Origin of the sequence: Leisingera aquimarina DSM 24565, from assembly GCF_000473165.1 — a bacterium.
GTDB classification, from domain to species: domain Bacteria; phylum Pseudomonadota; class Alphaproteobacteria; order Rhodobacterales; family Rhodobacteraceae; genus Leisingera; species Leisingera aquimarina.
Genome location: NZ_KI421504.1, coordinates 3151400 through 3173259 on the forward strand (window position 1 = coordinate 3151400; position 21860 = coordinate 3173259).

At 61.4% G+C, this 21860-nt stretch carries 25 protein-coding genes; 14 read left to right on the top strand and 11 right to left on the bottom strand.

Annotation, left to right across the window (positions count from 1 at the left end; genetic code table 11):
• The first annotated feature begins 281 nt into the window (after positions 1-281).
• From AQUI_RS30915 to grxD, 5 genes are all read left to right on the top strand, one after another.
• Complete coding sequence (locus AQUI_RS30915; protein ID WP_156916877.1) at positions 282-587, top strand: hypothetical protein; 306 nt, start codon at positions 282-284, stop codon at positions 585-587.
• Positions 562-2727 carry a phosphoribosylformylglycinamidine synthase subunit PurL gene (gene purL / locus AQUI_RS0119685; RefSeq protein WP_027259039.1) on the top strand — a complete coding sequence of 722 codons (2166 nt, stop codon included), beginning with the start codon at positions 562-564 and terminating at the stop codon, positions 2725-2727. Before AQUI_RS30915 ends, purL begins: the two co-directional genes overlap by 26 nt.
• Positions 2728-2828: 101 nt before the next feature.
• Positions 2829-3347: a hypothetical protein gene (locus AQUI_RS0119690; protein ID WP_027259040.1), complete on the top strand. Its 519-nt coding sequence runs from the start codon at positions 2829-2831 to the stop codon at positions 3345-3347.
• 65 nt (positions 3348-3412) lie between these two features.
• On the top strand, positions 3413-3649 hold the full coding sequence (locus tag AQUI_RS0119695) for a BolA/IbaG family iron-sulfur metabolism protein (RefSeq protein ID WP_019297755.1): 237 nt from the start codon (positions 3413-3415) through the stop codon (positions 3647-3649).
• A gap of 144 nt (positions 3650-3793) precedes the next feature.
• Entirely contained in the window at positions 3794-4156 is a 363-nt protein-coding gene (grxD, locus tag AQUI_RS0119705) for a Grx4 family monothiol glutaredoxin (RefSeq protein WP_027259041.1), read from the top strand.
• A 95-nt stretch (positions 4157-4251) separates the two neighbouring features.
• Here the strand turns inward: grxD and AQUI_RS28450 are convergent, their stop codons facing one another.
• From AQUI_RS28450 to AQUI_RS0119725, 4 genes are all read right to left on the bottom strand, one after another.
• Positions 4252-5421: a calcium-binding protein gene (locus tag AQUI_RS28450; RefSeq protein WP_084294463.1), complete on the bottom strand. Its 1170-nt coding sequence runs from the start codon at positions 5419-5421 to the stop codon at positions 4252-4254.
• 167 nt (positions 5422-5588) lie between these two features.
• Positions 5589-6491, bottom strand: coding sequence for a calcium-binding protein (locus AQUI_RS29410; protein ID WP_051371938.1), 903 nt, complete (start codon positions 6489-6491; stop codon positions 5589-5591).
• A 184-nt stretch (positions 6492-6675) separates the two neighbouring features.
• On the bottom strand, positions 6676-7077 hold the full coding sequence (locus tag AQUI_RS0119720) for a cell division protein ZapA (protein WP_027259042.1): 402 nt from the start codon (positions 7075-7077) through the stop codon (positions 6676-6678).
• Complete coding sequence (locus AQUI_RS0119725) at positions 7077-7910, bottom strand: coiled-coil domain-containing protein (protein WP_027259043.1); 834 nt, start codon at positions 7908-7910, stop codon at positions 7077-7079. Before AQUI_RS0119725 ends, AQUI_RS0119720 begins: the two co-directional genes overlap by 1 nt.
• Before the next feature lie 243 nt (positions 7911-8153).
• Here AQUI_RS0119725 and tkt point away from each other — a divergent pair, with 243 nt between their 5' ends.
• The gene (gene tkt / locus AQUI_RS0119730) at positions 8154-10175 is read left to right on the top strand and encodes a transketolase (protein ID WP_027259044.1); all 2022 of its coding nucleotides are present in this window, start codon (positions 8154-8156) and stop codon (positions 10173-10175) included.
• 102 nt (positions 10176-10277) lie between these two features.
• On the opposite strand, the gene AQUI_RS28460 is transcribed toward tkt, so the two are convergent.
• Positions 10278-10832 carry an ankyrin repeat domain-containing protein gene (locus AQUI_RS28460; RefSeq protein ID WP_156916878.1) on the bottom strand — a complete coding sequence of 185 codons (555 nt, stop codon included), beginning with the start codon at positions 10830-10832 and terminating at the stop codon, positions 10278-10280.
• Positions 10833-11071: 239 nt separating this feature from the next.
• Here AQUI_RS28460 and AQUI_RS0119740 point away from each other — a divergent pair, with 239 nt between their 5' ends.
• Complete coding sequence (locus AQUI_RS0119740) at positions 11072-11296, top strand: hypothetical protein (protein ID WP_027259045.1); 225 nt, start codon at positions 11072-11074, stop codon at positions 11294-11296.
• A gap of 66 nt (positions 11297-11362) precedes the next feature.
• Here AQUI_RS0119740 and AQUI_RS0119745 read toward each other — a convergent pair whose 3' ends face one another.
• Both AQUI_RS0119745 and AQUI_RS0119750 read right to left on the bottom strand, forming a co-directional pair.
• Positions 11363-11776: a hypothetical protein gene (locus AQUI_RS0119745; protein WP_156916879.1), complete on the bottom strand. Its 414-nt coding sequence runs from the start codon at positions 11774-11776 to the stop codon at positions 11363-11365.
• A gap of 41 nt (positions 11777-11817) precedes the next feature.
• Positions 11818-12789 (bottom strand): DUF808 domain-containing protein, encoded by a 972-nt coding sequence (locus AQUI_RS0119750; protein ID WP_027259047.1) that lies wholly within the window; start codon positions 12787-12789, stop codon positions 11818-11820.
• A 246-nt stretch (positions 12790-13035) separates the two neighbouring features.
• On the opposite strand from AQUI_RS0119750, the gene gap reads away from it, so the two are divergent.
• Together gap and AQUI_RS31310 are read left to right on the top strand one after the other, a co-directional pair.
• Positions 13036-14037, top strand: coding sequence for a type I glyceraldehyde-3-phosphate dehydrogenase (gap, locus tag AQUI_RS0119755; RefSeq protein ID WP_027259048.1), 1002 nt, complete (start codon positions 13036-13038; stop codon positions 14035-14037).
• A 76-nt stretch (positions 14038-14113) separates the two neighbouring features.
• Positions 14114-14257, top strand: a complete 144-nt coding sequence (locus AQUI_RS31310; protein ID WP_027259049.1) for a hypothetical protein — start codon at positions 14114-14116, stop codon at positions 14255-14257.
• Between the two features lie 149 nt (positions 14258-14406).
• On the opposite strand, the gene coaD is transcribed toward AQUI_RS31310, so the two are convergent.
• The 3 genes from coaD to AQUI_RS0119775 form a co-directional block, all read right to left on the bottom strand.
• Positions 14407-14907 (bottom strand): pantetheine-phosphate adenylyltransferase, encoded by a 501-nt coding sequence (gene coaD / locus AQUI_RS0119765; RefSeq protein WP_027259050.1) that lies wholly within the window; start codon positions 14905-14907, stop codon positions 14407-14409.
• Between the two features lie 95 nt (positions 14908-15002).
• Positions 15003-15437, bottom strand: coding sequence for a CBS domain-containing protein (locus tag AQUI_RS0119770; RefSeq protein WP_027259051.1), 435 nt, complete (start codon positions 15435-15437; stop codon positions 15003-15005).
• A gap of 55 nt (positions 15438-15492) precedes the next feature.
• Entirely contained in the window at positions 15493-16389 is an 897-nt protein-coding gene (locus tag AQUI_RS0119775) for a LysR family transcriptional regulator (protein ID WP_027259052.1), read from the bottom strand.
• Between the two features lie 136 nt (positions 16390-16525).
• On the opposite strand from AQUI_RS0119775, the gene AQUI_RS0119780 reads away from it, so the two are divergent.
• From AQUI_RS0119780 to AQUI_RS0119790, 3 genes are all read left to right on the top strand, one after another.
• Positions 16526-18025 (top strand): CoA-acylating methylmalonate-semialdehyde dehydrogenase, encoded by a 1500-nt coding sequence (locus tag AQUI_RS0119780; RefSeq protein WP_027259053.1) that lies wholly within the window; start codon positions 16526-16528, stop codon positions 18023-18025.
• A gap of 209 nt (positions 18026-18234) precedes the next feature.
• Positions 18235-19269 carry a fatty acid desaturase gene (locus AQUI_RS0119785; RefSeq protein WP_027259054.1) on the top strand — a complete coding sequence of 345 codons (1035 nt, stop codon included), beginning with the start codon at positions 18235-18237 and terminating at the stop codon, positions 19267-19269.
• A gap of 152 nt (positions 19270-19421) precedes the next feature.
• Positions 19422-20024 (top strand): L,D-transpeptidase, encoded by a 603-nt coding sequence (locus tag AQUI_RS0119790; protein ID WP_027259055.1) that lies wholly within the window; start codon positions 19422-19424, stop codon positions 20022-20024.
• A gap of 78 nt (positions 20025-20102) precedes the next feature.
• On the opposite strand, the gene AQUI_RS28465 is transcribed toward AQUI_RS0119790, so the two are convergent.
• The gene (locus tag AQUI_RS28465) at positions 20103-20495 is read right to left on the bottom strand and encodes an O-linked N-acetylglucosamine transferase family protein (protein WP_084294545.1); all 393 of its coding nucleotides are present in this window, start codon (positions 20493-20495) and stop codon (positions 20103-20105) included.
• Positions 20496-20512: 17 nt separating this feature from the next.
• Between AQUI_RS28465 and AQUI_RS0119800 the strand changes: the two genes are divergently transcribed.
• Together AQUI_RS0119800 and AQUI_RS0119805 are read left to right on the top strand one after the other, a co-directional pair.
• Positions 20513-21445 carry an IS5 family transposase gene (locus AQUI_RS0119800; RefSeq protein ID WP_027259056.1) on the top strand — a complete coding sequence of 311 codons (933 nt, stop codon included), beginning with the start codon at positions 20513-20515 and terminating at the stop codon, positions 21443-21445.
• A 188-nt stretch (positions 21446-21633) separates the two neighbouring features.
• Positions 21634-21840 (top strand): hypothetical protein, encoded by a 207-nt coding sequence (locus AQUI_RS0119805; RefSeq protein ID WP_027259057.1) that lies wholly within the window; start codon positions 21634-21636, stop codon positions 21838-21840.
• Positions 21841-21860 lie beyond the last annotated feature (20 nt).

Below are 21860 nucleotides of genomic sequence, written 5' to 3' on the forward strand. Positions count from 1 at the left end.
CCGGTGCAGCGCCCCAAGCCATGCAATTTCCGCATACCAGCATTGACCCTTCTTTGACATTAATCCCCTTGAAGGGGCAGGCCCGGCGCCCTAAATGAAGCTCATGGAGGCGGCGGCTTCGCCCCCCTTCATACCTCCCTGTTGGACTTCGGCCGAGCTTAGTGCTCGGCCTTTTTTTTGGCCGTAACACATTGACCCTAAAGGGGTATTGATCGTCGGGCAATCTGGATCCGCGCCTCCTGATCCTTACAGCTTCCGGCGGCCTTCCGGCGGGGCCGGACATGCCCTTGGATAGCAAAGCGGAAAAAACAAAGTCTTTTATTTTCTTTTTCAAACCGCAGCCGACTTTCGCCATGCTTGTAATTTCAGCACCTTGCCGGCTGCGCGCCCGCAAATCTACCGCTTTGAAAAGACTAAAGCTTAACCCTGTGCAGCGGATCAGCCGCTGCGGCGCAAAGACGCCTCTGCCGGCATCTGCCCGGGAGCCGGCTGATTCCGCTTCCCCCGCGCCCCTCCTTGCCCTAAAAGGCGCGCAATCGCAGCCATTGGGGACGTTTACGGATGCAGGAACCCGCCATCACGCCTGAACTGATTGCCAATCACGGGCTGAAGCCCGACGAATACGATCTGATCCTGGAAATCATCGGGCGCGAGCCGACGTTCACCGAGCTGGGCATCTTCTCGGCAATGTGGAACGAGCACTGCTCTTACAAGTCCTCCAAGAAATGGCTGCGCACCCTGCCGACCGACGGTCCGCAAGTGATCTGTGGCCCCGGCGAAAACGCTGGCATCGTGGATATCGGCGATGGCGACGCCGTGGTGTTCAAGATGGAAAGCCACAATCACCCCTCCTACATCGAACCCTATCAGGGCGCGGCAACCGGGGTTGGCGGCATCTTGCGCGATGTCTTCACCATGGGCGCGCGGCCCATCGCCTCGATGAACTCGCTGTCCTTCGGCGAGCCGTCCCACCACAAGACCCGTCAGCTGGTCAACGGCGTGGTTGAGGGCATCGGCGGTTACGGCAACTGCTTTGGTGTTCCTTGCGCGGGCGGTGAAGTCCGTTTCCACCCCGCCTATAACGGCAACTGCCTGGTGAACGCCTTTGCCGCTGGCCTGGCCAAGACCGACAGCATTTTCTACTCCGCCGCATCCGGCGTTGGCATGCCGGTTGTGTACCTTGGCGCCAAAACCGGCCGTGACGGCGTTGGCGGTGCCACCATGGCGTCCGCCGAATTTGATGACACCATCGAAGAAAAGCGCCCCACCGTTCAGGTTGGCGACCCCTTCACCGAAAAGCGCCTGATGGAAGCCACGCTGGAGCTGATGCAGACCGGCGCGGTGATCTCGATCCAGGACATGGGCGCTGCCGGCCTCACCTGTTCTGCCGTGGAAATGGGCGACAAGGGCAAGCTGGGCGTCAAGCTGAACCTCGAAGACGTGCCGCAGCGCGAAGAGAACATGACAGCCTACGAGATGATGCTGTCGGAATCTCAGGAACGCATGCTGATGGTGCTGAAGCCCGAGCTGGAAGCCGACGCCCGCGCCGTGTTCGAAAAATGGGACCTGGATTTTGCCATCGTCGGTGAAACCATTGCCGAGGACCGCTTCCTGATCCTGCACAACGGTGAAGTGAAAGCGGATCTGGTGCTGTCGAAACTGGCCTCTACCGCGCCGGAATACGACCGCCCCTGGGTTCCGACCCCGGCAGCCGAGCCGTTGACCGATGCCGACGTGCCCACCATCGACCCGATTGACGGCCTTAAGGCGCTGCTGACCTCGCCGAACTACGCGGGCAAGCAGTGGGTCTATGAACAATACGACACCACCGTGATGGGCGACACCGCCCGCCGGCCCGGTGCGGGTTCGGGCATTGTCCGGGTGCATGGCACGGATAAGAAGCTGGCCTTCACCTCCGACGTGACCCCGCGCTACGTCAAGGCAAACCCGTTCGAGGGCGGTAAACAGGCCGTGGCCGAGGCGTACCGAAACCTGACAGCTGTAGGCGCCAAGCCCTTGGCAACAACAGATAACCTAAACTTTGGCAACCCCGAAAAGCCCGAGATCATGGGCCAGTTCGTCGGCGCCATCAAAGGCATCGGCGAGGCAGTTGCCGCACTCGACATGCCGATCGTCTCCGGCAACGTATCGCTGTACAATGAAACCGACGGCAAGGGCATCCTGCCGACCCCGACCATCGGCGCCGTGGGCCTGATCGCTGCCGGCGAAGAGCCGATCATTGGCGAGGCCCGCGACGGCCATGTGGCGCTGCTGGTGGGCGAAACCGTGGGCCATCTGGGCCAGTCGGCGCTGCTGGCAGAGGTGTTCAACCGCGAGGACGGCGACGCGCCGGCGGTTGATCTGGAGGCCGAAAAGCGCAATGGCGAGTTCATCCGCGCCAACCGCGAGCTGATCAAAGCCTGCACCGACCTTGGCGACGGCGGCCTGGCACTGGCAGCGTTTGAGATGGCCGAAGAGGCCGGCGTCGGCGTGCAGATCGATGCGGGCGACACCCAGACCGTGTTCGGCGAGGATCAGGCGCGCTACCTGATTGCCTGCAATTTCGATCAGGCCGAAGGGCTGATGCTGGCCGCCGGCCAGGCAGGTGTGACCATTACCTCTGTCGGTAAATTCGGTGGCGACACGGTGAAAATCGGTGGTTCCGAGGCGCCGCTCGCCGAGCTGAAGGACGTTTTCCGTTCCAGCTTTGCTGCTGCTGTCGCCTGATAAAAACACGCGGCGCCTTTTACCCGGCGCCGCAGCAGACTGATGCTTAGGGTGGGGTGGCGCAGCTGTCCCGCCCTTTCTTTTGACACGGGGACCGGCCCATGACCCTTCCTGAGCTGACAGAGGATTGCAGCCGCTGCGCCGCCCTGTGCTGCCTTGCCTATCCGTTTGAGGCGCATGAGGACTTTGATCTGCTCAAAGACGCAGACACGCCCTGCCCCAACCTTGGCCCGGATTTCCGCTGCACCATCCACGGTGATCTGGCGACTTGCGGCTTTGGCGGGTGTGTGGCCTATTCCTGCGCCGGCGCCGGCCAGCGTGTGACGCAAGTGCTGTTTGACGGCGAAACCTGGCGCGACGATCCCGACCTGCTGCCTCATATGACCTATGCGCTGCGGGTGCTGCGGCCCATTCACGAAGCGCTTCTGGTACTGCAGGAAGCCACCGCTCTGCCCTTGCCGCGGGACCTGCAAACCCGCTGCGCAGACCTGACTGCAGCACTTTGTCCGCAATCCCCCTCCTCAGTCTGGGACTTTGAGGAGGAAGCCGTGCAAGACGCCTTGGCGGCAGTGCCGGAATTTGTCGAAACCCTTGCCCCTTTTGCACAGGACGGCGGTTAATCCCGCTTGCACAGCCCCCGGTGCCAACCTACATTTTTACCAAACAAGACAAAGGACTTCCCCGGATGCCCATGCAAGCCCACGAAATCGAAGAACTGCTGCGCGAGAGCTTCCCCGACGCTGAAATCCAGGTGGCCGGCACCGACGGCGTGCATATGTCGGCAATGGTTGTCGACGAAAGCTTCCGCGGCAAGAACCGCGTCCAGCAGCAGCGCGCCGTCTATGCCGCGCTGAAAGGCAAGATGGACGGCCCCGACGGCGAGCTGCACGCCCTGGCACTGACCACCAAGGCGCCTGAGTAACGGAATGGATTGGCTGCTTGAATTTGCGGGAAATCAAGTTTCTCCGGCTGCGGCCCTTTTATTGCTGCCCATTGTGGCATATCTCGCGCTCAACGACTTTATGCCAGTCCACCCGCGGCGGCACGACGAAAAGGACATAAACCAATGACCGACGTAAAATCCCGCATCGACGAAACCGTCAAAGCCAGCGACGTGGTGCTCTTTATGAAAGGCACCAAGGAAATGCCCCAGTGCGGCTTCTCCTCGCGCGTGGCGGCAGTGCTGAACTACATCGGCGTGGACTACACCGATGTGAACGTTCTGGCGGATGAAGACATCCGCTCCGGCATCAAGGAATATTCCGACTGGCCGACGATCCCGCAGCTCTACATCAAGGGCGAGTTTGTCGGCGGCTGCGACATCATCACCGAGATGACCCTGTCAGGCGAACTGGACGGCATGTTCGAACAGAACAGCATCACCTTCGACAAAGACGCTGCCGACAAGATCCGCGAAGCAAACGGATAAGCCGGCACAGGCGTAATAGCCAAGCCTGATTTGATAAAAAAGGGCCTGCCGCAATTTCTTGCGGCAGGCCCTTTTTCGGTTTGTTGCTGCGGCGGTTAGGCCGCGTCGATCAGCACCAGATCGTCGGCGGTAAAGGTTTCGCCCGCCCCCAGCAGCCGGGCCACAACCTCGCCCTGCTGCAGGATCAGCGCATCGCCGGTTTCCGTATCATTTTCAACGCTGTAGTCGTCAGCATTCACGGTTTCGCTGCCATTGTCAAAGACCAGCTGAACCACGTCTTCGCCGGCTGTGTAGTCGGTGATGGTGATGACACCGGTTGCGTCCTGCGACATGTACAGGCTGAAGTCATCCTGACCCTCGCCGCCGGTTCCGGTATCGTCGGCCCCCATCAGCAGGAAATCATTGCCCGCGCCGCCATCCAGCGTATCGGCGCCGTCATCCGCCTTGGAGAAGCCGACGCCCTCAAGCGTTGATCCCTCCTCCTGGTCGCGCAGGCTGGCAATCTCTTCCGGCGTCAGGTCCCGTGTCAGGTTTACTCCGCTCAGGGCATCATTGCCGGCGCCGCCGTTCAAAATATCCGCGCCGTCGCCGCCGATCAGGTCGTCATCCCAGGCGCCGCCGTCCAGCGTATCGTTGCCGTCGTCCCCGAACAGAACGTCAATGCCGCCATCGCCTGCCAGCGAGTCGTTTCCGGCACCGCCATAGGCTATGTCGTGAAATTCGCCGCCGGAGACAGTGTCATTGCCTTCGCCGCCATAGGCCACATCTTTTCCTGCACCGGCAATCAGCACGTCGTTTCCGATACCGCCTGTCAGGCTGTCATAGCCCAAGCCGCCAACCAGCGAGTCGTTCCAGTCGCCGCCGTCCAGCGTATCGTTGCCGCCTTCGCCGAAAATCGTGTCGAGGCCGCCGTCGCCGGACAGAACGTCATTGCCGTTGCCGCCGTAAATCAGATCATGAAACGCACCGCCGGACACGGTGTCGCTGCCGTCGCCTGCCAGGACGGTGTCTTTGCCCTCGCTGCCAGAGATTTGATCATTGCCGCCGCCGGATTGCACCCGGTCGGCCCCGGTTCCTGCGTCCAAAACATCGTCTTCGTCGCCCAGGATAAGATCATCCGGGCCGTCCGTGCCAACGTTATCCGGCAGTACTGGTTCAGGGTTTTCGTCAATGGGATCAGGCTCGGGCGCGTTATCATCGCCGTCGTCAAAGCTGATCGCCAGGCCGGCAACTGCCAATGTGCTTAAAACAAGTGCGCCAATCATTTAGTCCCCCAAAAGTAGAAAGCTGAAATTCGCTACAACTCAGCTACGGAAATTCCTCAAATTGGTCCAGATTTTGTTGTGAATTTGCCTAAAAATTGCCGTAAACGGTATGTCCCCAAATATGAAACAATAGTCAGGGCTGCAGTTGCATGCACAATCCGATGGTATTACAGGCCTGGTTGGCCCGCATTTGCGGATGCATTGCCCGAAAAGCCCAGGTCTTCCAAGACAAAACCGTCTCCGGCCCCCTTCAGCCTTGCAACCAGTTTCCCATCCGCCAGGACAAGCGCATCGCCGCTGTCTTCCTCATGCTGGACGCTGAAGTCACCGGAATTCCCGCCAGCTACCCGAACAGTATCGGCTCCGGCCTCAAAATCCTCGATCGTGGCTACGCCGGTTGTGCCCTGGTCGAGGTGCAGTTCGAACACGTCCTTGCCGCTGCCCCCATGGGCGGAGTCCCCTGCCCCCAAGGCTAGGAAATCATTGCCCTCGCCGCCGTCCAGAGTGTCTGCTTCGTCATCTGCCGACAGGGCAAAAATATTCTCCGCCAGCTCCGTGCCGTCGCGCAAGGATTTCAGTGTCCCGGCATCCGGTTCCGGGTCCACGCTGGCCCCAAAGAGATTGTCGTTGCCGCGGCCGCCAGACAAGTCGTCCGAACCTTCCCCGCCAGCCAATACATCGTCCCAGTCGCCGCCCATCAGCGTGTCGTCGCCGGTACCGCCAAACAGGATATCCTTGCCGCCTTCGCCGTCCAGCACATCCGCGCCCGCACCGCCCAGCAGAATGTCGTGGAATTCACCGCCTGACAGCTGGTCCGCGCCGCCCTCGCCTTGCAGGATGTCCAGCCCCAGGCCACCGGAAACCGTATCATCGCCGCCGCCGGCGCGCACCTGATCATTGCCGCTGCCGGCATCAATGCTGTCGGCCTCCTCGCCAAGCTGCAGGCGGTCTGAATGTTCCGTCGGCTCGGTGTCTGGCAGTTCCTCTTCCGGCAGCGGCAAGTCGAAGTCATAAGCACTTGCCGAGGCGCCGGCCAGCAACAAGACTCCCAGGATCAATGCTTCGTACATTCTGTGCTGCTCCACTGCTTCAGGACTTCTTCCCTGGCGGTGAAACTATCGCAGAGGGCCGCCGCGGACGAGCGCCGGGCAGCATGATTGCATGAAAAACAGTGTTTCCGGCGAGGCCGGCAAAGACCGGAAAGCGAACAAGATTTTGCCGCTTTCTTCCGCTCTGCGCAGGCGCAGGCCGATCTCAACCGGCCGGCTGGGCCTTTTCTTCGATTTCCTGCGCCAGCGCTTCGGTCCGGGCGGCCAGTTCGGCCAGGCTCTCAGTGACTTGCGGCGGCACGATCGGGACTTCGATCCGCTCAGGTTCCGGCGCGGGCATGGCCCGCAGATCCGCCAGCTCCTGATCACGCTCAGCCAGAACGGCCTCGACTTCCTTGATCCGGTCCTCGACCGCCGCGGTTTTGTCGGCCAGCATCAGCCCGGCCATCAGCAGCATCCGCGCCTCGGGCATCCGGCCGATCTGGTCCGACAGAACCTGCGCCTCGTCATCCAGCATCTTGGCAGCAGAATGCAGATAGCTTTCCTCACCCTCCTGGCAGGACACCTCAAAGCCGCGGCCGCCGATCATTATGGTCACTTCGGGCATCAGACTTCCTCCCCTTCCGGCAGGTTGCGGGCATTGGCCAGGAGCGGTTCAAGTTTGGCCAGCACCGCATTGACCTGGGCCTGGTCACTGGCTTGCGCCGCGCGCAGGCCCTCGATCTCGGCTTCCATGGCCGTGTTGATCAGCCCGGCATCGCCCAGGCCTTGGGCATTTGCGTCGCGCAGCGCGGAATTGGAAGCACGCAGCTCCTCATTGGCCTGGCGCAATTGCTGCAGTTCGGTATCAAGCCGCAGCAGGGTTTCATTCTGGTGTTCAATCCCTGCGCTTATGTCCTGGGCAGGTGCCGCTTCCGCCGGCGCTGCCGCAGAAGCCAACGCGTCCTCCAGCTGGGCCTTCAGGCTGTCATTGGAAGCTTGGGCTTCAGACAGCTGGTCTTCCAGCGCTTCCTTGTCGCTGGCGGCGGTATTTGCCGCGGCCTCCAGCTCGCCTTTGAGACGCGCAACTTCGCCGCGCAGGGCTTCTTTTTCCGCCGGATCCCCGGCTTCGTTGCGCAACAGCTGCAACTCGGCTTCCATAGCTGCCACATCTTCATTTGCGGCGGGAGCCTGGTTTTCAGCCTCCTGCAGACGCGCGCGCAACACCTTCACCCGCTCTTCAAGCTGGGCATTGGCGAGCTTTTCTTCTTCCAGCGCCTGCTCAATCTCTGCCGTTGCCGCACCAGCCGCCGCCGCCTCCGCCGCTTTGGCAGCCTCGGCAGCAGCTTCCGCGGCCTTGGCATTATCCGCTTCGCGCGCGTCCTGCAGTGCTGCCGAGCCCGCGCCGATGCGCTCAAGCGCGGCCTGAATGCGGCCTTGCAATTCTTCAATCTGGTTCATGCCTGTCCCTCACCCGTCCACATCAGTGCCATATTCGTTCCGGCGCCCGCGCGAATCGCGCATCTGCCGCCGACATGGGCCAGTTCTTCCCTTTCAGGGATAAAACACCCCCCCTTGTCTTTCAACCACTTGCCGCGCCAACTTCGCGCAACATAGCAGACATAGGCGCAACCATGCTTGATCTTTGCGGCATCGCTGTTATTGAGCGCAGCAATTGCCTGTTAACGCCAAAGGACGATCCAAGTGGACCTGACAGCCCTGCGCACCGCCAATCCCGACCATTGGAACAAGGCCGCCGCCATTCGCGCGCTGGCACTGGACGCCGTCGCCGCCGCCAATTCCGGCCACACCGGCATGCCGATCGGCATGGCCGACGTGGCGACCGTGCTGTTCGAAAAGCACCTCAAATTCGATGCATCCAACCCGCAGTGGCCGGACCGCGACCGGTTCATCCTGTCGGCGGGCCACGGCTCGATGTTGATCTATTCGCTGCTGTACCTTGTCGGCGACCGCCAGGTCACCCTGGATCAGATCAAGAACTTCCGCCAGACAGGCGCGCTGACTGCGGGCCATCCGGAAAACTTCCTGCTGGATGCGGTTGAAACCACCACCGGCCCGCTGGGTCAGGGCATCTCCAACGCTGTCGGCTTTGCCATGGCCGAGGAAATGCAGCGCGCCCACTACGGGCGTAAGGTCGTGGATCACCACACCTATGTGATCGCCGGCGACGGCTGCCTGATGGAGGGCATCAGCCAGGAGGCCATCGGCCTCGCCGGCCGCCACCAGCTGGGCAAGCTGATTGTCTTCTGGGACAACAACAACATCACCATCGACGGCACAGTTGAGCTTTCAGACCGCACCAACCAGGTGCAGCGTTTCAAGGCGTCGGGCTGGCAGGTGCTGGAAATCGATGGCCACGACCCCAAGGCCATCGACGAGGCCATCGAGGCCGCCAAGAAGTCCAAGAAGCCGTCGATGATTGCCTGCAAAACCCACATCGCCCTGGGCCACGCCGCACAGGACACCTCCAAGGGCCACGGCGCCCTGACCGATGCAGATCAGTTGAAGGCCGCCAAAGACGCCTATGGCTGGACCGGCGGCGCGTTTGAGGTGCCCGCTGATATCAAATCCCAGTGGGAAGAGATCGGTGCGCGCGGCAAGTCCGAGCGCGAAGCCTGGGAAACCCGCTTTGCCGAGCTGTCGTCGCAAAAGCAGGACCGTTTCAACCGCGCCTATGCCCTGGACGCGCCGAAAAAACTGTCGGCCGCTATCAAGGCGCTGAAAAAGCAGGTGAGCGAGGAGCAGCCCAAAGTTGCCACCCGCAAATCCTCGGAAATGGCGTTGGCCGTTATCAACCCCTTGATGCCGGAAACCGTGGGCGGCTCGGCTGACCTTACCGGCTCCAACAACACCAAGACCGGCGACCTGGGCACCTTCGACACCGACAACCGCAAGGGCCGCTATGTCTATTGGGGCATCCGCGAGCACGGCATGGCTGCCGCGATGAACGGCATGGTGCTGCACGGCGGTGTGCGTGCTTATGGCGGCACCTTCTTCTGCTTCACCGACTATGCACGCCCGGCCATGCGCCTGGCGGCCCTGTCGAAGATCCCGACCGTGTTTGTGATGACCCACGACTCGATCGGCGTCGGCGAAGACGGCCCGACCCACCAGCCGGTGGAGCATCTGGCGATCTGCCGCGCGACCCCGAACACCTATGTGTTCCGCCCCGCAGACACGGTTGAGACCGCAGAGGCCTGGGAAATCGCCCTCACCTCCAAGGACACCCCCTCGGTGATGACCCTGACCCGTCAGAACCTGCCCACCGTCCGGACCGAGCACAAGCTGACCAACATGGTCGAAAAAGGCGCCTATGTGCTGGCCGAAGCTGAGGGTAAGCGACAGGTTATCCTGATCGCCACCGGCTCCGAGGTCTCCGTCGCGATGGAAGCCAAGGCCAAGCTGGAAGCCGAAGGCATCGGCACCCGCGTCGTCTCCATGCCCTGCATGGAACTGTTTGCCGCGCAGGACGAAGCCTACCGCCGCAAGGTCCTGCCCGCAGGCCCGGTCCGCGTCGGCATCGAGGCCGCTGTCCGCGACGGCGGCTGGGACCGCTGGCTGCTGGGCGAGCGCGGTCAGGAGAAGAAAGCCGCATTTGTCGGCATGGACCGCTTCGGCGCCTCTGCCCCCGCAGGCGAGCTGTTCGAGCGCTTCGGTATTACTGCCGAGGGCACCGTTGCCAAGGTGAAAGAGCTGCTGGGCTGATCAGGCCCCAACTGCAAATTGACCAGGGAAAGGACGTCAGCTGCTGGCGTCCTTTCTTTTTTGGGGGGCTATGCAGCAATGGCAGCTGCCGGTGCCGGGCGGCTACTGCATCTTGGCCTCTTTCAGTACTTGAAACTCTCCTGATTCAAGCACCCGGGTATTGTTGCCCACCAGGTCAAAGGGGGTTTCTCCCATGTCGTTTACGGCTGCAGGATCCGCACCGGAATCCAGCAGCACCCGGATGGTCTCCGGCCGCCCCCATTTCGCCACCCCGTGCAGCGGCGTCCAGTTGTTGGCTGTGCGTGCATTGGGATCGGCTCCGGCCTTGAGCAGAACCAGCACATTCTCGGGCCCCGCGACGGCCGAGACAAAATGGATCGGTTTTCGGTCGAGAGAATCAGGCGCTCCTACAACCGCGCCGGCTGCAAGCAATGCCTGAATGGCTTCCGGGCTGGCGGAAGCTGCAAAATGCAGCGGAGACCGTCCCATCGATCCCTGTGCATTTACATCTTCGCCCCCTGCAATCAGCTGCTGGATGTCGGCCGGTGTCGCGCTTTGATAGAACTCCGGCTTGCACAGCATGCCGCAGGTTTCCTCTGCAACGGCATAAGGGGCGGATACGAGTAAAGCTACGGTGCCAAGGATTGATTTTTTCACAGTGGATCCCTCTAAAAAGAAACAAGAACAAGCCAGCCGGAAGCTGCGGACACAACCCGGCGTGCACCGCCAGGCGCTGGCTGCTGCAGCCAGGCTGGAACCCGCCGCGCATTAGAGCCGGCAGAGATTATCTGCCGGTAAATTCCCTGCCGGATTGATCTGGACGATCCGCCACGCGGTGCCGGACACTGGTATGTTCCACCCAGCGGGCACTTAGGAAACTGCCAAGGATACGCCCGGTGCAATGGAAGCCGGGGCAAAGCCGGAAGCCCAAGGCACCCAGGCGGTTTGTGCACAACGGCGCCCGGGACCGCTGGCTGCCGGGTGAGCGCGGCCAGGAGAAGAAAGCTGGTTTCGTCGGCATGGACCGCTTCGGCGCCTCCGCCCCCGCAGGCGAACTGTTCCAGCGCTTCGGCATCACTGCCGAGGGCACGGTCGCCAAGGTGAAAGAACTGCTGGGCTGAGGCCCTTCAAATACCAGAAACAGAAAAGGGCTCCTCTCGGAGCCCTTTTTTTTCGATTTGAACCTCCTATTGGGCGTTGTCAGGTTCCAAGGTTTTCTTCAACGCATCATAGGCTTTCTGTGCGTAGTCCAGACGCAGTTCATAGCTACCATTGGCGACGATGAATTCTGGAGGTTGTATCTCTGCAGCAAGAAAAGCTTGCGTCATTTGAGTGCCGGAAAGCGGGATGTAGTCTGAAGACTCGCCGCTGAATTTGTTGAACAACCGGCCTCCGAACCAGCCGCTGCGGTCTTGCGCCTGTTTGGCAGAATGCAAGCGGAAGTGAAGAAAACCGTACAACTGTTTCACATCCATAGGTGCGAGGTCCGCAGCCTTGCTTAGTGCCGAGAGCAAAGACGCCGTTCCGCCTGTCGCTATTTCACCTGCTGCAACCTGGTTTGGAGTTGGACCGGAAAGAATTTTGATAATTGGTTTCTTCAAAAGCGCATCCTGAATCTTTTGTTAATCGTGACTAGTCTCTTTCAGTGACCCGCAGGTTTCCCTGACACAGCTGCAATCACCGGCCCGATCACCTTGGTCGCCAACGGGATTAGAACCAGCCCCCAAGCAACACCAAAAACCCCGTCCATCGCCGCCTTGGCGCTCCATTCGGCAAATCCGGTCCAGCCCTCAGGCACCGCGCGGCCGACGGCATAGGCCCAGTCGTGGATGTGATGGCCGAGCCAGCCAAAGCCCAGCACCTCCAGCCCGTGGATGATGATGGAGCCGCCAACCCACAGCATCGCCGCAGTGCCGACCACCGACAGGATCCACATCAGCACCGGCATGAACTTGACCAGCCCGCGCCCCAGCCCGCGGCCAACGGGCGTCGGCGCGTTCTTGGTCAGATACAGCCCCACATCATCCATCTTCACGATCAGCGCGACGGAGCCGTAAACTGCCAGCGTCACCCCAACAGCCACTACTGCCAGCGTCGCCGCCTGCATCCAGACATTGGGCGCTTCGATCGCGGCCAGCGCGATGGTCATGATCTCGGCGGACAGGATGAAATCGGTCTTGATCGCGCCCTTGATCTTCTGCTCTTCCAGATGGCCGGGATCCTTGATGCTCATATCCTCATCAATCGCGTGGCTGGCATGCGGGAACAGGACATGGAAAATTTTTTCCGCCCCTTCAAAACACAGATAGCTGCCGCCCAGCATCAATAGCGGCGTGATCAGCCAAGGCGCAAAATTGGCCAGCAGCATCGCCACCGGCATCAGCAGGATCAGCTTGTTGAACAGCGACCCGCGGGTGATGCGCCAGATGATCGGCAGCTCCCGCGCCGGCGCAAACCCCTGCAGGTATTTTGGTGTCACCGCCGCGTCGTCGATGATCACGCCTGCGGTCTTGGCCCCGGCCTTGCCCGCCGCGGCTGCCACGTCATCGACCGAGGCCGCCGCCACTTTGGCAATCCCCGCCACGTCATCCAGAAGCGCCAGCAATCCGCTCATGCCAAATCCCTCAAATCCTGTCCGCGTTTGATGCGCAATCTGCCCGCTTCCGCGCCGCAGCACAAGCGTTAGCGCCACCGCCCGCGCCCGGCAGATTTCCGTTAACGCCACCGCCGCAAACCGTTAGCGCCACCGTTCGGATTTTGCGCTAACAGTTTCATTTAATGCCGCTTTTACCTCTTTAGACCACATCAGCCCCGGTCTATATGGCGGTCAAAGGTTTTTGCTCGCTTGGAGACGTAACTCATGACCATCAAAGTCGGGATCAACGGTTTTGGCCGCATCGGCCGCTGCACCCTGTCGCACATCGCAGCCTCGGGCCGCGACGACATCGAAGTGATCAAGGTGAACGCCACCGGCCCGCTGGACACTGCGGCACACCTGATCAAATACGACTCCGTGCATGGCCGTTTCCCGGGCGAGGTCACCATCGGCGACGGTACCATGAACCTGGGCCGCGGCGACATGCAGATGTTCTCGACCTACGACCTGGCTGAGCTGGACTGGTCAGGCTGCGACGTGGTTCTGGAATGCACTGGCAAGTTCAACGATGGTGAGAAAGCCAAGGCCCACCTGGAGCGCGGCGCCAAGAAAGTGCTGCTGTCCGCCCCCGGCAAAAACGTCGACAAGACCATCGTGTTCGGCGTCAACGACGACCAGCTGACCGCTGCGGATACCATGATCTCCAACGGCTCCTGCACTACCAACTGCCTGGCGCCGCTGGCCAAGGTGCTGGACGAGGCGTTCGGCATTGAGCACGGCATCATGACCACCATCCACGCCTATACCGGCGACCAGCCGACCCTGGACCGCCGCCACAGCGATCTGTACCGCGCCCGCGCCGCCGCCATGTCGATGATCCCGACCTCGACCGGCGCCGCCAAAGCCCTGGGTGAAGTTCTGCCGAACCTGAAAGGCCGCCTGGACGGCTCCGCCATCCGCGTGCCGACCCCGAATGTGTCCGCAGTGGACCTGACGTTCCGCGCTGCCCGCGACGTGACCGCCGAGCAGGTCAACGCCGCTGTCAAAGAAGCCGCCGAAGGCCCGATGAGGGGCGTGCTGGGTTATGAACCCGCGCCGCTGGTCTCCGTCGATTTCAACCACTCCCCGGAAAGCTCGATCTTTGCACCGGATCAGACCCGGGTGCTGGACGGCCGCATGGTGCGCGTGCTGGCCTGGTACGACAATGAATGGGGTTTCTCGGTGCGTATGGCCGATGTTGCCGTCGCCATGGGCAAACTGGGCTGATCCCGGCCTAACCTCTTGAGACTTCACGCCCGCTCAGGTTATCTGGGCGGGCGTTTTCTTTTGCGGCGGAGCCCCGATGACCAACCGGATTGCCATTTCCCTCGGCGTGTTCCTGATTGCCGCCGCCGTGATCGACATCGCCATGTTCGGCGATCAGCACATGATCTTCCTGGGCAAGAAACTGTTTGCTCTGATCGACTGGGTTGCCTTCTGGCGCTGACACCCGTCACCGCAACCGCTGCACCTGCGCGTTCCAAACCTCTTTCTAAAAAACAGCGGGGGCGCCAGCCCGCGCGCGCGGCGCGCCGCCGAAAGCACAAAGCCGGGCGCATGGCCCGGCTTTGCTGACGTTCAATTCTGCATCGGATCTCAGGCGGTTTTGCCCAGACGCTCCATCAGCTTGTCGTTGACCAGCGGGGTCACGAATTTCGACACGTCGCCGTCCAGCCGGGCGATTTCCTTGACCAGTTTCGAGGCAATCGCCTGATGCCGCGCCTCTGCCATCAGGAACACGGTTTCGATCGAACTGTCCAGCGCCCGGTTCATGCCGACCATTTGAAACTCATATTCGAAATCGGCAACGGCCCGCAGGCCGCGCACGATGATCTGGGCGCCGACGTCGCGGGCACAGTCGATCAGCAGGTTTTCGAAGGGGTGCGCAACAATTTCGGTCCCGGTCTCGGTGCTGAGCTTGGCACATTCCGCCTCGATCATTCCGACCCGCTCTTCCAGGTTGAACAATGGCCCCTTGTCGCGGTTGATCGCCACGCCTATGACCAGCTTGTCCACCATCGCGCTGGCGCGGCGGATAATGTCGATATGCCCGATGGTGATCGGGTCAAAGGTGCCGGGATACAGACCCACACGCATGGGCGGCCTCCTGCCTTGTCAGAATTTCTGCACACGCAAACACATTTGCGGCCATCATTGCAAGAGGGCAGAAATACGGACCCCGCCCCTGCGGCTCAGTGACCCATGATCATGTCTTGCAGGGCGTCTTTTTCCATCGCGACCTGGGCAAGCTGCGCCTTCACTGCATCTCCGAGGGTGATGATTCCAATGAGTTTTCCATCCTCAACCACCGGCATGTGACGGAACCGGCCATCCGTCATCTGCTGCAGGATATCCCCGACGTTGGATTGGCTTGTGCAGGTAACCAGCTCGCGCGTCATATAGCCGCTGACCGGCTGATCCAGGCAACCGGACCCTGCTTTGGCCAATTCCCGCACAATATCGCGTTCGGAGAGGATACCGTCCGGGTATTCGCCGTCAGCTGAAACCACTACGGTGCCGAAACGATTCTCAGACATGACTTTCGCAGCCTCGGCAACGCTAGCATGCAGCGCAACGGTAACCACACCGGAACCGGCCTTGGACTTCAAAATCTCTTGAACAAGCATGCTGCACACCTCCGTAATTTTCTTGCGTAATTATTAAGTGTGCCGCAACGCAGCTTTAAGTCAAGGCTTCCAGCCGGGCCACCTCGTCGCGGATGCCTTTCGACAACGCCTGGGCAAACCGGTTCAACCGCTCGCTGCGCTGGTCGCCCTGGTGCCGCACCAGATGGAAACTGCGGCTGAGGCTGACTTTGTCTGTCAGGATCTTGCGCAGCATCCGATGGGCCGGCAGGCTGAAATCATGGGCGATGCAGATCGCCGTGCCCTGCGCTGCCATTTTGATCTGCACCGATACGGAGTTCGACGCCAGCGCGACCCGTTCGACACCGATATCGTTCAGGTAATCCAGCTCCTTGTCGAAAATCATGTCGGGGATGTAGCCGATCATCTTGTGGCCCTTCAGATCCGCCAACCCGGTGATCGGCGGATGGCTCTTCAGGTAATGGCGCGAGGCGACCAGATGCAGCCGGTAGTCGCAGATCTTCTGCACCAGCAGCTTGCCCGCCGTCGGCGCGCTGACGGTCACCGCCATGTCGGCTTCGCGGCGGCTGAGGTTGATCACCCGCGGCAAGGCCACGATCTGGATATCCAGATCCGGGTTTTCCTCGGCGATCTGGGCACAAACCTGCGGCAATAGGTAGTTGGCGCTGCCGTCCGGCGCCCCGATGCGGATCTGGCCGGACATGGTATCGCTGGGTCCGCTCAGCGCCTCGGTCCCGGCCCGCATGGCCTGTTCGGCCGCTTCGGCATGGACCAGCAGACGGTCCCCCGCAGCACTCAGCGCATAGCCCTGCGGCGACTTCACAAACAGCGGCGTTTCCAGTGCGGCCTCAAACCGTGCGACCCGCCGCCCCACCGTTGCGGGATCCATTTTGAGGATGCGGCCGGCGCCCGACAGGCTCGCCTCCCGTGCCACCGCCAAAAACACTTTCATATCATCCCACTGCGGTTCCATCGGCCCGGGTCCTCCGTCTTGCTGCTAACGTTCCGTTAACCTTTTGCGTTACTGCAAAGCCTCTTTGAAATCTTTCCTCTTTTCCAGTGTTTTTTGCAAGCCTATGATTGTGGCAAGATGAACAGAGGAGGATCCGATGAAAGAACTCGGCCACTTTATCAACGGCGCACTGGTCTCCGGCACCTCGGGCCGTTTTGACGATATCTTCAACCCTGCAACCGGCGAAGTGCAGTATCTGTGCCCGATGGCCAGTGTTGCAGAAACCACCGACGCCATTGAAAAGGCAGCGGCGGCACAGCCCGCCTGGGGCGCCACCAACCCGCAGAAACGCGCCCGCGTGATGATGGCGATGGTTGGCCTGATGAACCGCGACATGGACAAGCTGGCCGAGGCGCTGAGCCGTGAGCACGGCAAAACCATTCCGGACGCCAAGGGCGACCTGCAGCGCGGCCTGGAAGTGATCGAATATTGCATCGGCGCACCGCAGATGCTGAAGGGTGAGTTTACCGACAGCGCCGGCCCGGGCATCGACATGTACTCCATGCGCCAGCCGCTGGGCGTCGTTGCCTCGATCATGCCGTTCAACTTCCCCGCCATGATGCCGCTGTGGCACGTCGGCCCGGCCCTGGCCTGCGGCAATGCCGTGGTGCTGAAACCGTCCGAGCGCGACCCCTCGGTGCCGCTGATGCTGGCTGAGCTGTTTGTCGAAGCCGGCCTGCCTGCAGGTGTGTTCCAGGTGGTGAACGGCGACCGCGAAGCGGTTGATACCCTGCTCGACAGCGAGATCATCCAGGGCGTGTCCTTCGTCGGCTCCACCCCGATTGCGCAGTATATTTACTCTCGTGCCACTGCCAACGGCAAGCGTGCGCAGTGCTTCGGCGGCGCCAAGAACCACATGATCGTGATGCCCGACGCGGATCTCGACCAGGCCGCTGACGCGCTGGTCGGTGCAGGCTTCGGCGCGGCTGGCGAACGCTGCATGGCGATCTCGGTTGCGGTTCCCGTCGGTGAGGAAACCGCCGACAAGCTGATCGAAAAGCTGATCCCGCGCATCGAGAAACTGAAAGTCGGCCCCTACACCGCCGGCGACGATGTGGATCTGGGCCCGGTTGTGACCGCGGCCTCCAAGGAACGCATCCTGGGCCTGATCCAGTCCGGCGTCGATCAGGGCGCGGAACTGGTGGTCGACAACCGCGACTTCAAACTGCAGGGCTACGAGGACGGCTTCTTTGTCGGCGCCCATCTGTTTGACCGGGTGACCCCAGACATGGATATCTACAAGCAGGAGATCTTTGGCCCGGTGCTGTCCACCGTGCGTGCAGACAGCTACGAGGACGCGCTGAAGCTGGCGATGGATCACGAGTACGGCAACGGCACCGCGATCTTTACCCGCGACGGCGACACGGCCCGTGATTTCGCAAGCCGCGTCAACATCGGCATGGTCGGCATCAACGTGCCGATCCCGGTGCCGCTGGCCTATCACACCTTCGGCGGCTGGAAAAAATCCATGTTCGGCGACCTGAACCAGCACGGCCCCGACAGCTTCAAGTTCTACTCCCGCACCAAGACCGTGACCTCGCGCTGGCCCTCGGGCATCAAGGAAGGCGGCGAGTTCAACTTCAAAGCGATGGACTGACCTTTCGGCCAGGCCTGAAACAATCAGAGGCTCCGGAATTCCGGGGCCTCCTTTTTTGATCAGACTTCGAAAATCCGGGACCAATCGATCACTATTTTGCGGTTTAGGCAGAATTGACCCTGTTTTGGCAGGCCTGCGGCAGAATTTCACTTGCCCCACGCGGCTGGTAGTCTATCCGGTCTGCATCAGACAAATAAAACGGCAGGCGTATGAGCAACTCCCCAGACCCCACCAGGCCGCAGGCGGCCGAGAAAACGGCGCGCGACTGGGTGAAGGTCCTCGCGCAGTACCGGGAACCCGATCACAGGCGCAGCGCGTTTGAGCTTGCGGTCACGGTTGTCCCCTTTCTCCTGCTCTGGGCTCTGGCCTGGTGGTCGTTGTCGGTCAGTTACTGGCTGACGCTGGCAATCTCCATTCTGATCGCAGCTTTCCTGTTGCGCCTGTTCACCATACAGCATGATTGCGGGCACGGTTCCTTCTTCCGCAACCGCCATGTCAGTGATTGGGTCGGCCGCATCATCGGCGTTCTGACCCTCACCCCGTATGACGTTTGGCGCCGCACTCATTCGATCCATCACAGCACCCACGGCAACCTGGGCAAGCGCGGCATGGGCGACATCCACACAATGACCGTGTCCGAATACCGGGCGCTGGGACGCTGGGACCGGCTGATGTACCGGATCTACCGCCATCCTGTGACCCTGTTCGGCTTTGGACCCGGCTATCTGTTCTTCCTGCAAAACCGCATTCCCTACGGTCTGATGAACCAGGCCCGCTACTGGATCAGCGCGATGGGCACCAATGCCGTGATCCTCGCAGCAATCGGCGTTATCTGGTACTTTGGCGGGCTGATGCCGCTTCTGCTGATCTTTGTGCCGGCAACGCTGATCGCCGCAACAGCAGGTATGTGGCTGTTCTATGTGCAGCATCAATTTGAGACCACGCAGTGGGAACAGGAAGAAGACTGGCAGCTGCATGACGCCGCCCTGCATGGCAGCTCGCACTATGTTCTGCCGCCGGTTCTGCAGTGGATCAGCGCCAATATCGGCATCCACCATGTGCATCACCTCTATAGCCGCATCCCGTTTTACCGCCTGACCGAGGTTCTGCGCGACCATGCGGAACTGGCCGAAGGCAACCGGATGACCATCCGCGAAAGCCTGGCCAATGCGCGTCTGCACCTGTGGGACGAAGACAGCAAGCGCCTGCTGTCCTTTGCCCAGGCCCGGCCGCTGTATTCCTGATGCCTCCTGGCGCCGTGTTCCGGGCGGCGGTCTTCCGCCGCTCGTTCAACACAAGTTTGTGAGGCGCAGCAATTCCGCTATGCCGCCTCTATGAAAATCCGTCTGCCTGCTTATGTTGCTGCAGAGTTTTCGAGCAGCACGGTTGAGGAAAAATGACCAATCTCAAAATCACCCGCCGCGCCACCCTGATGGGCCTTGGCGCCTCTTTGGCCGCTCCGGCCGTCCTGCGGGCGCAATCGACGGATGCCTTTCCGCAAGACGAGACCCCCATTCGCGAAGAGGTTGCGGTGCAGCGCAATGTGTCCGCCTTCACCCAGCAGGACTGGCAGGATCATTTCGACACGCTCGGCGCCGGCTGCCTGCTGGCTGATATCAGCTCCCGCGCGCTGCATTACTGGGGACCGGACGGAGAAACCTACCGGCTGTTCCCCTCCTCTGTGCCGATGACCGAGGATCTGACCAAACGCGGCTACACCAAAGTGGTGCGCAAGCGGGAAAACCCCAGCTGGACCCCAACCGCCTCCATGCGCGAACGCGACCCATCCCTGCCCGTCCGGATCGAAGGCGGCGTTCCCGGCAACCCGCTGGGCACCCGGGCGATGTATCTGGACTGGCCGGCCTATCTGGTGCACGGAACCCACGACACCCGCAAGATCGGACGGCAAAGCTCCTCCGGCTGTATCGGCCTGTACAATCAGCACGCCGAGGAGCTGTTTGAAATGGTGCAGATCGGCACCCAGGTGCGGCTTCTGTGACCGCCGCCGCGAAACAAACCGACAATTAACGGAGCGCAGTCTCGCCAGACTGCGCTCTAGTCTTTTTTTCGGCTGCGGTCAGTCCAGGCTGATGTGATCTGGTTTGAGTCCGGCATCAAACCTGGCCAGTGCTTTTTCCATCAGTGCTTCAAAATTCCGGGTGAACAGCTCAGTATTGTAGAGCGGCCCATTTGTAATGCCATCCCTCAAACGCGTCTTTATCTCGGCCAAGTATTCTGGCTTGCGGGCAATCCTGAGAGCGAGGGCCTGGTATTGCTCCGGTGTTTCAGCGATCAAATCGTCTAGTCCAATACAGGTCAGCAAACTGGCCGCTACACGGGCCGAAAACTGCTTCCCCGGCATGGCAATCACCGGGACTCCGCTCCACAGCGCTTCGCTCGCCGTTGTGTGTGCATTGTAATGGCATTGTTGCAGAACCCTCTCCGCGAACGATTCACATTGTGGATCCAGGAGGTTAAGAGGGCTGCATGCCGATGCCCTCGCCCGCCCGCTACCGCACCACGAATTGGTCCGACTACAACGCCGCGCTTCGAAAGCGCGGCTCTCTACTGGTTTGGCTAGATCGCGAGATGAATTGGCTTGCGTCGCCTGAGGGTCGTCCGGGCCGTCCGCCAGTCTTTTCCGATGCGGCGATCCAGTTCTGCCTGTCAATCAAGGTTCTGTTCAAATTACCCTTGAGGCAGACGGTCGGCATGGTGGCGAGCCTGTTGCGGCTGGCTGGGCTGGACTGGCCTGTGCCGGACCACTCCACCCTCTGCCGCCGACAGAAGACCCTGGCCATCCAGATCCCATATCGCCGTTCGGATGGCCCGCTCAATCTGCTGGTGGACAGCACCGGGTTCAAGTTCCTTGGCGATGGGGAATGGCAGGCGCGCAAGCATGGCGTTCAGGGGCGCCGCCAATGGCGCAAGGTGCACTTGGCCATGGATACGGCCACGTCGGATATCCGCGCCGTGGAATTCACCCCCAGCCGTGACGGCGACAGCCCGGTCCTGCCAGAGCTGCTCGGCCAGATCCCTGAGGATGAACAGATCGGCACCGTGACCGCCGACGGGGCCTACGACACCCGCCGCTGCCACACCGCCATCATCGAACGCCAGGCCACCGCGATCATCCCGATCCGGAAAAACGGGCGACTTTGGAAGGATGACGGCCCGGCGGCACAGGCCCGAAATGAAACCCTGCGTGCCACACGCCGTTATGGCCGGGCGTTCTGGAAACGCTGGACAGGATACCATGCTCGAAGTCGGGTCGAGGCCAAGATGCGGTGCCTCAAGGCCTTCGGAGAACGCGTCAGCGCGAGAGACCCGGATCGACAAACCGCCGAAATTCACATCCGCATCGCCCTCATGAACCGTTTCTCAGCCCTCGGCACCGCCGAGATCGTTCGCGTGGCCTAACCACGTTAGGGAAAGGGGAAGTCCCCCCTCAAGCCTGAGTTCCGCAACAACGCCTATCCGATGCCTACCCGCCGGAGGAACGCGAGAGCTGGCAGGAACAGATTGAAGCCGCCCGTGCCGTCGCCGCCGGGGGTGACAGCCCCCTGCTCGACGCCCTGCGGGCCGGGACCGGTGAGACTGCCGCAGCAATGGCGCAGACCATCATCCTGAAGCGGGCGGAGTATCAGGTGTTCTACAGCGCCATGACCGCTAACCGCCGCAGGCTGGATGCGCTGATCGCCGCAGCCGCCACGCTTGAGGATCTGGCGGCGGTGGATCTGGCAGAAGGCTGGAGGCTGGAGGCTGGAGGCTGGAGGCTGGAGGCTGGAAGCGTGGCTGCCCCCGGTCAAACCTAGAATACTTCCCGGAAACGGGA

What these genes read in the sequence shown, in the direction of transcription:
- AQUI_RS30915 (WP_156916877.1), top strand. Translation starts at nt 282, where the DNA reads ATGCCCTTGGATAGCAAAGCGGAAAAAACAAAGTCTTTTATTTTCTTT.
- purL (WP_027259039.1), top strand. Translation starts at nt 562, where the DNA reads ATGCAGGAACCCGCCATCACGCCTGAACTGATTGCCAATCACGGGCTG.
- AQUI_RS0119690 (WP_027259040.1), top strand. Translation starts at nt 2,829, where the DNA reads ATGACCCTTCCTGAGCTGACAGAGGATTGCAGCCGCTGCGCCGCCCTG.
- AQUI_RS0119695 (WP_019297755.1), top strand. Translation starts at nt 3,413, where the DNA reads ATGCCCATGCAAGCCCACGAAATCGAAGAACTGCTGCGCGAGAGCTTC.
- grxD (WP_027259041.1), top strand. Translation starts at nt 3,794, where the DNA reads ATGACCGACGTAAAATCCCGCATCGACGAAACCGTCAAAGCCAGCGAC.
- AQUI_RS28450 (WP_084294463.1), bottom strand. Translation starts at nt 5,421, where the DNA reads ATGATTGGCGCACTTGTTTTAAGCACATTGGCAGTTGCCGGCCTGGCG.
- AQUI_RS29410 (WP_051371938.1), bottom strand. Translation starts at nt 6,491, where the DNA reads ATGTACGAAGCATTGATCCTGGGAGTCTTGTTGCTGGCCGGCGCCTCG.
- AQUI_RS0119720 (WP_027259042.1), bottom strand. Translation starts at nt 7,077, where the DNA reads ATGCCCGAAGTGACCATAATGATCGGCGGCCGCGGCTTTGAGGTGTCC.
- AQUI_RS0119725 (WP_027259043.1), bottom strand. Translation starts at nt 7,910, where the DNA reads ATGAACCAGATTGAAGAATTGCAAGGCCGCATTCAGGCCGCGCTTGAG.
- AQUI_RS0119750 (WP_027259047.1), bottom strand. Translation starts at nt 12,789, where the DNA reads ATGAGCGGATTGCTGGCGCTTCTGGATGACGTGGCGGGGATTGCCAAA.
- gap (WP_027259048.1), top strand. Translation starts at nt 13,036, where the DNA reads ATGACCATCAAAGTCGGGATCAACGGTTTTGGCCGCATCGGCCGCTGC.
- AQUI_RS31310 (WP_027259049.1), top strand. Translation starts at nt 14,114, where the DNA reads ATGACCAACCGGATTGCCATTTCCCTCGGCGTGTTCCTGATTGCCGCC.
- coaD (WP_027259050.1), bottom strand. Translation starts at nt 14,907, where the DNA reads ATGCGTGTGGGTCTGTATCCCGGCACCTTTGACCCGATCACCATCGGG.
- AQUI_RS0119770 (WP_027259051.1), bottom strand. Translation starts at nt 15,437, where the DNA reads ATGCTTGTTCAAGAGATTTTGAAGTCCAAGGCCGGTTCCGGTGTGGTT.
- AQUI_RS0119775 (WP_027259052.1), bottom strand. Translation starts at nt 16,389, where the DNA reads ATGGAACCGCAGTGGGATGATATGAAAGTGTTTTTGGCGGTGGCACGG.
- AQUI_RS0119780 (WP_027259053.1), top strand. Translation starts at nt 16,526, where the DNA reads ATGAAAGAACTCGGCCACTTTATCAACGGCGCACTGGTCTCCGGCACC.
- AQUI_RS0119785 (WP_027259054.1), top strand. Translation starts at nt 18,235, where the DNA reads ATGAGCAACTCCCCAGACCCCACCAGGCCGCAGGCGGCCGAGAAAACG.
- AQUI_RS0119790 (WP_027259055.1), top strand. Translation starts at nt 19,422, where the DNA reads ATGACCAATCTCAAAATCACCCGCCGCGCCACCCTGATGGGCCTTGGC.
- AQUI_RS0119800 (WP_027259056.1), top strand. Translation starts at nt 20,513, where the DNA reads ATGCCGATGCCCTCGCCCGCCCGCTACCGCACCACGAATTGGTCCGAC.
- AQUI_RS0119805 (WP_027259057.1), top strand. Translation starts at nt 21,634, where the DNA reads ATGGCGCAGACCATCATCCTGAAGCGGGCGGAGTATCAGGTGTTCTAC.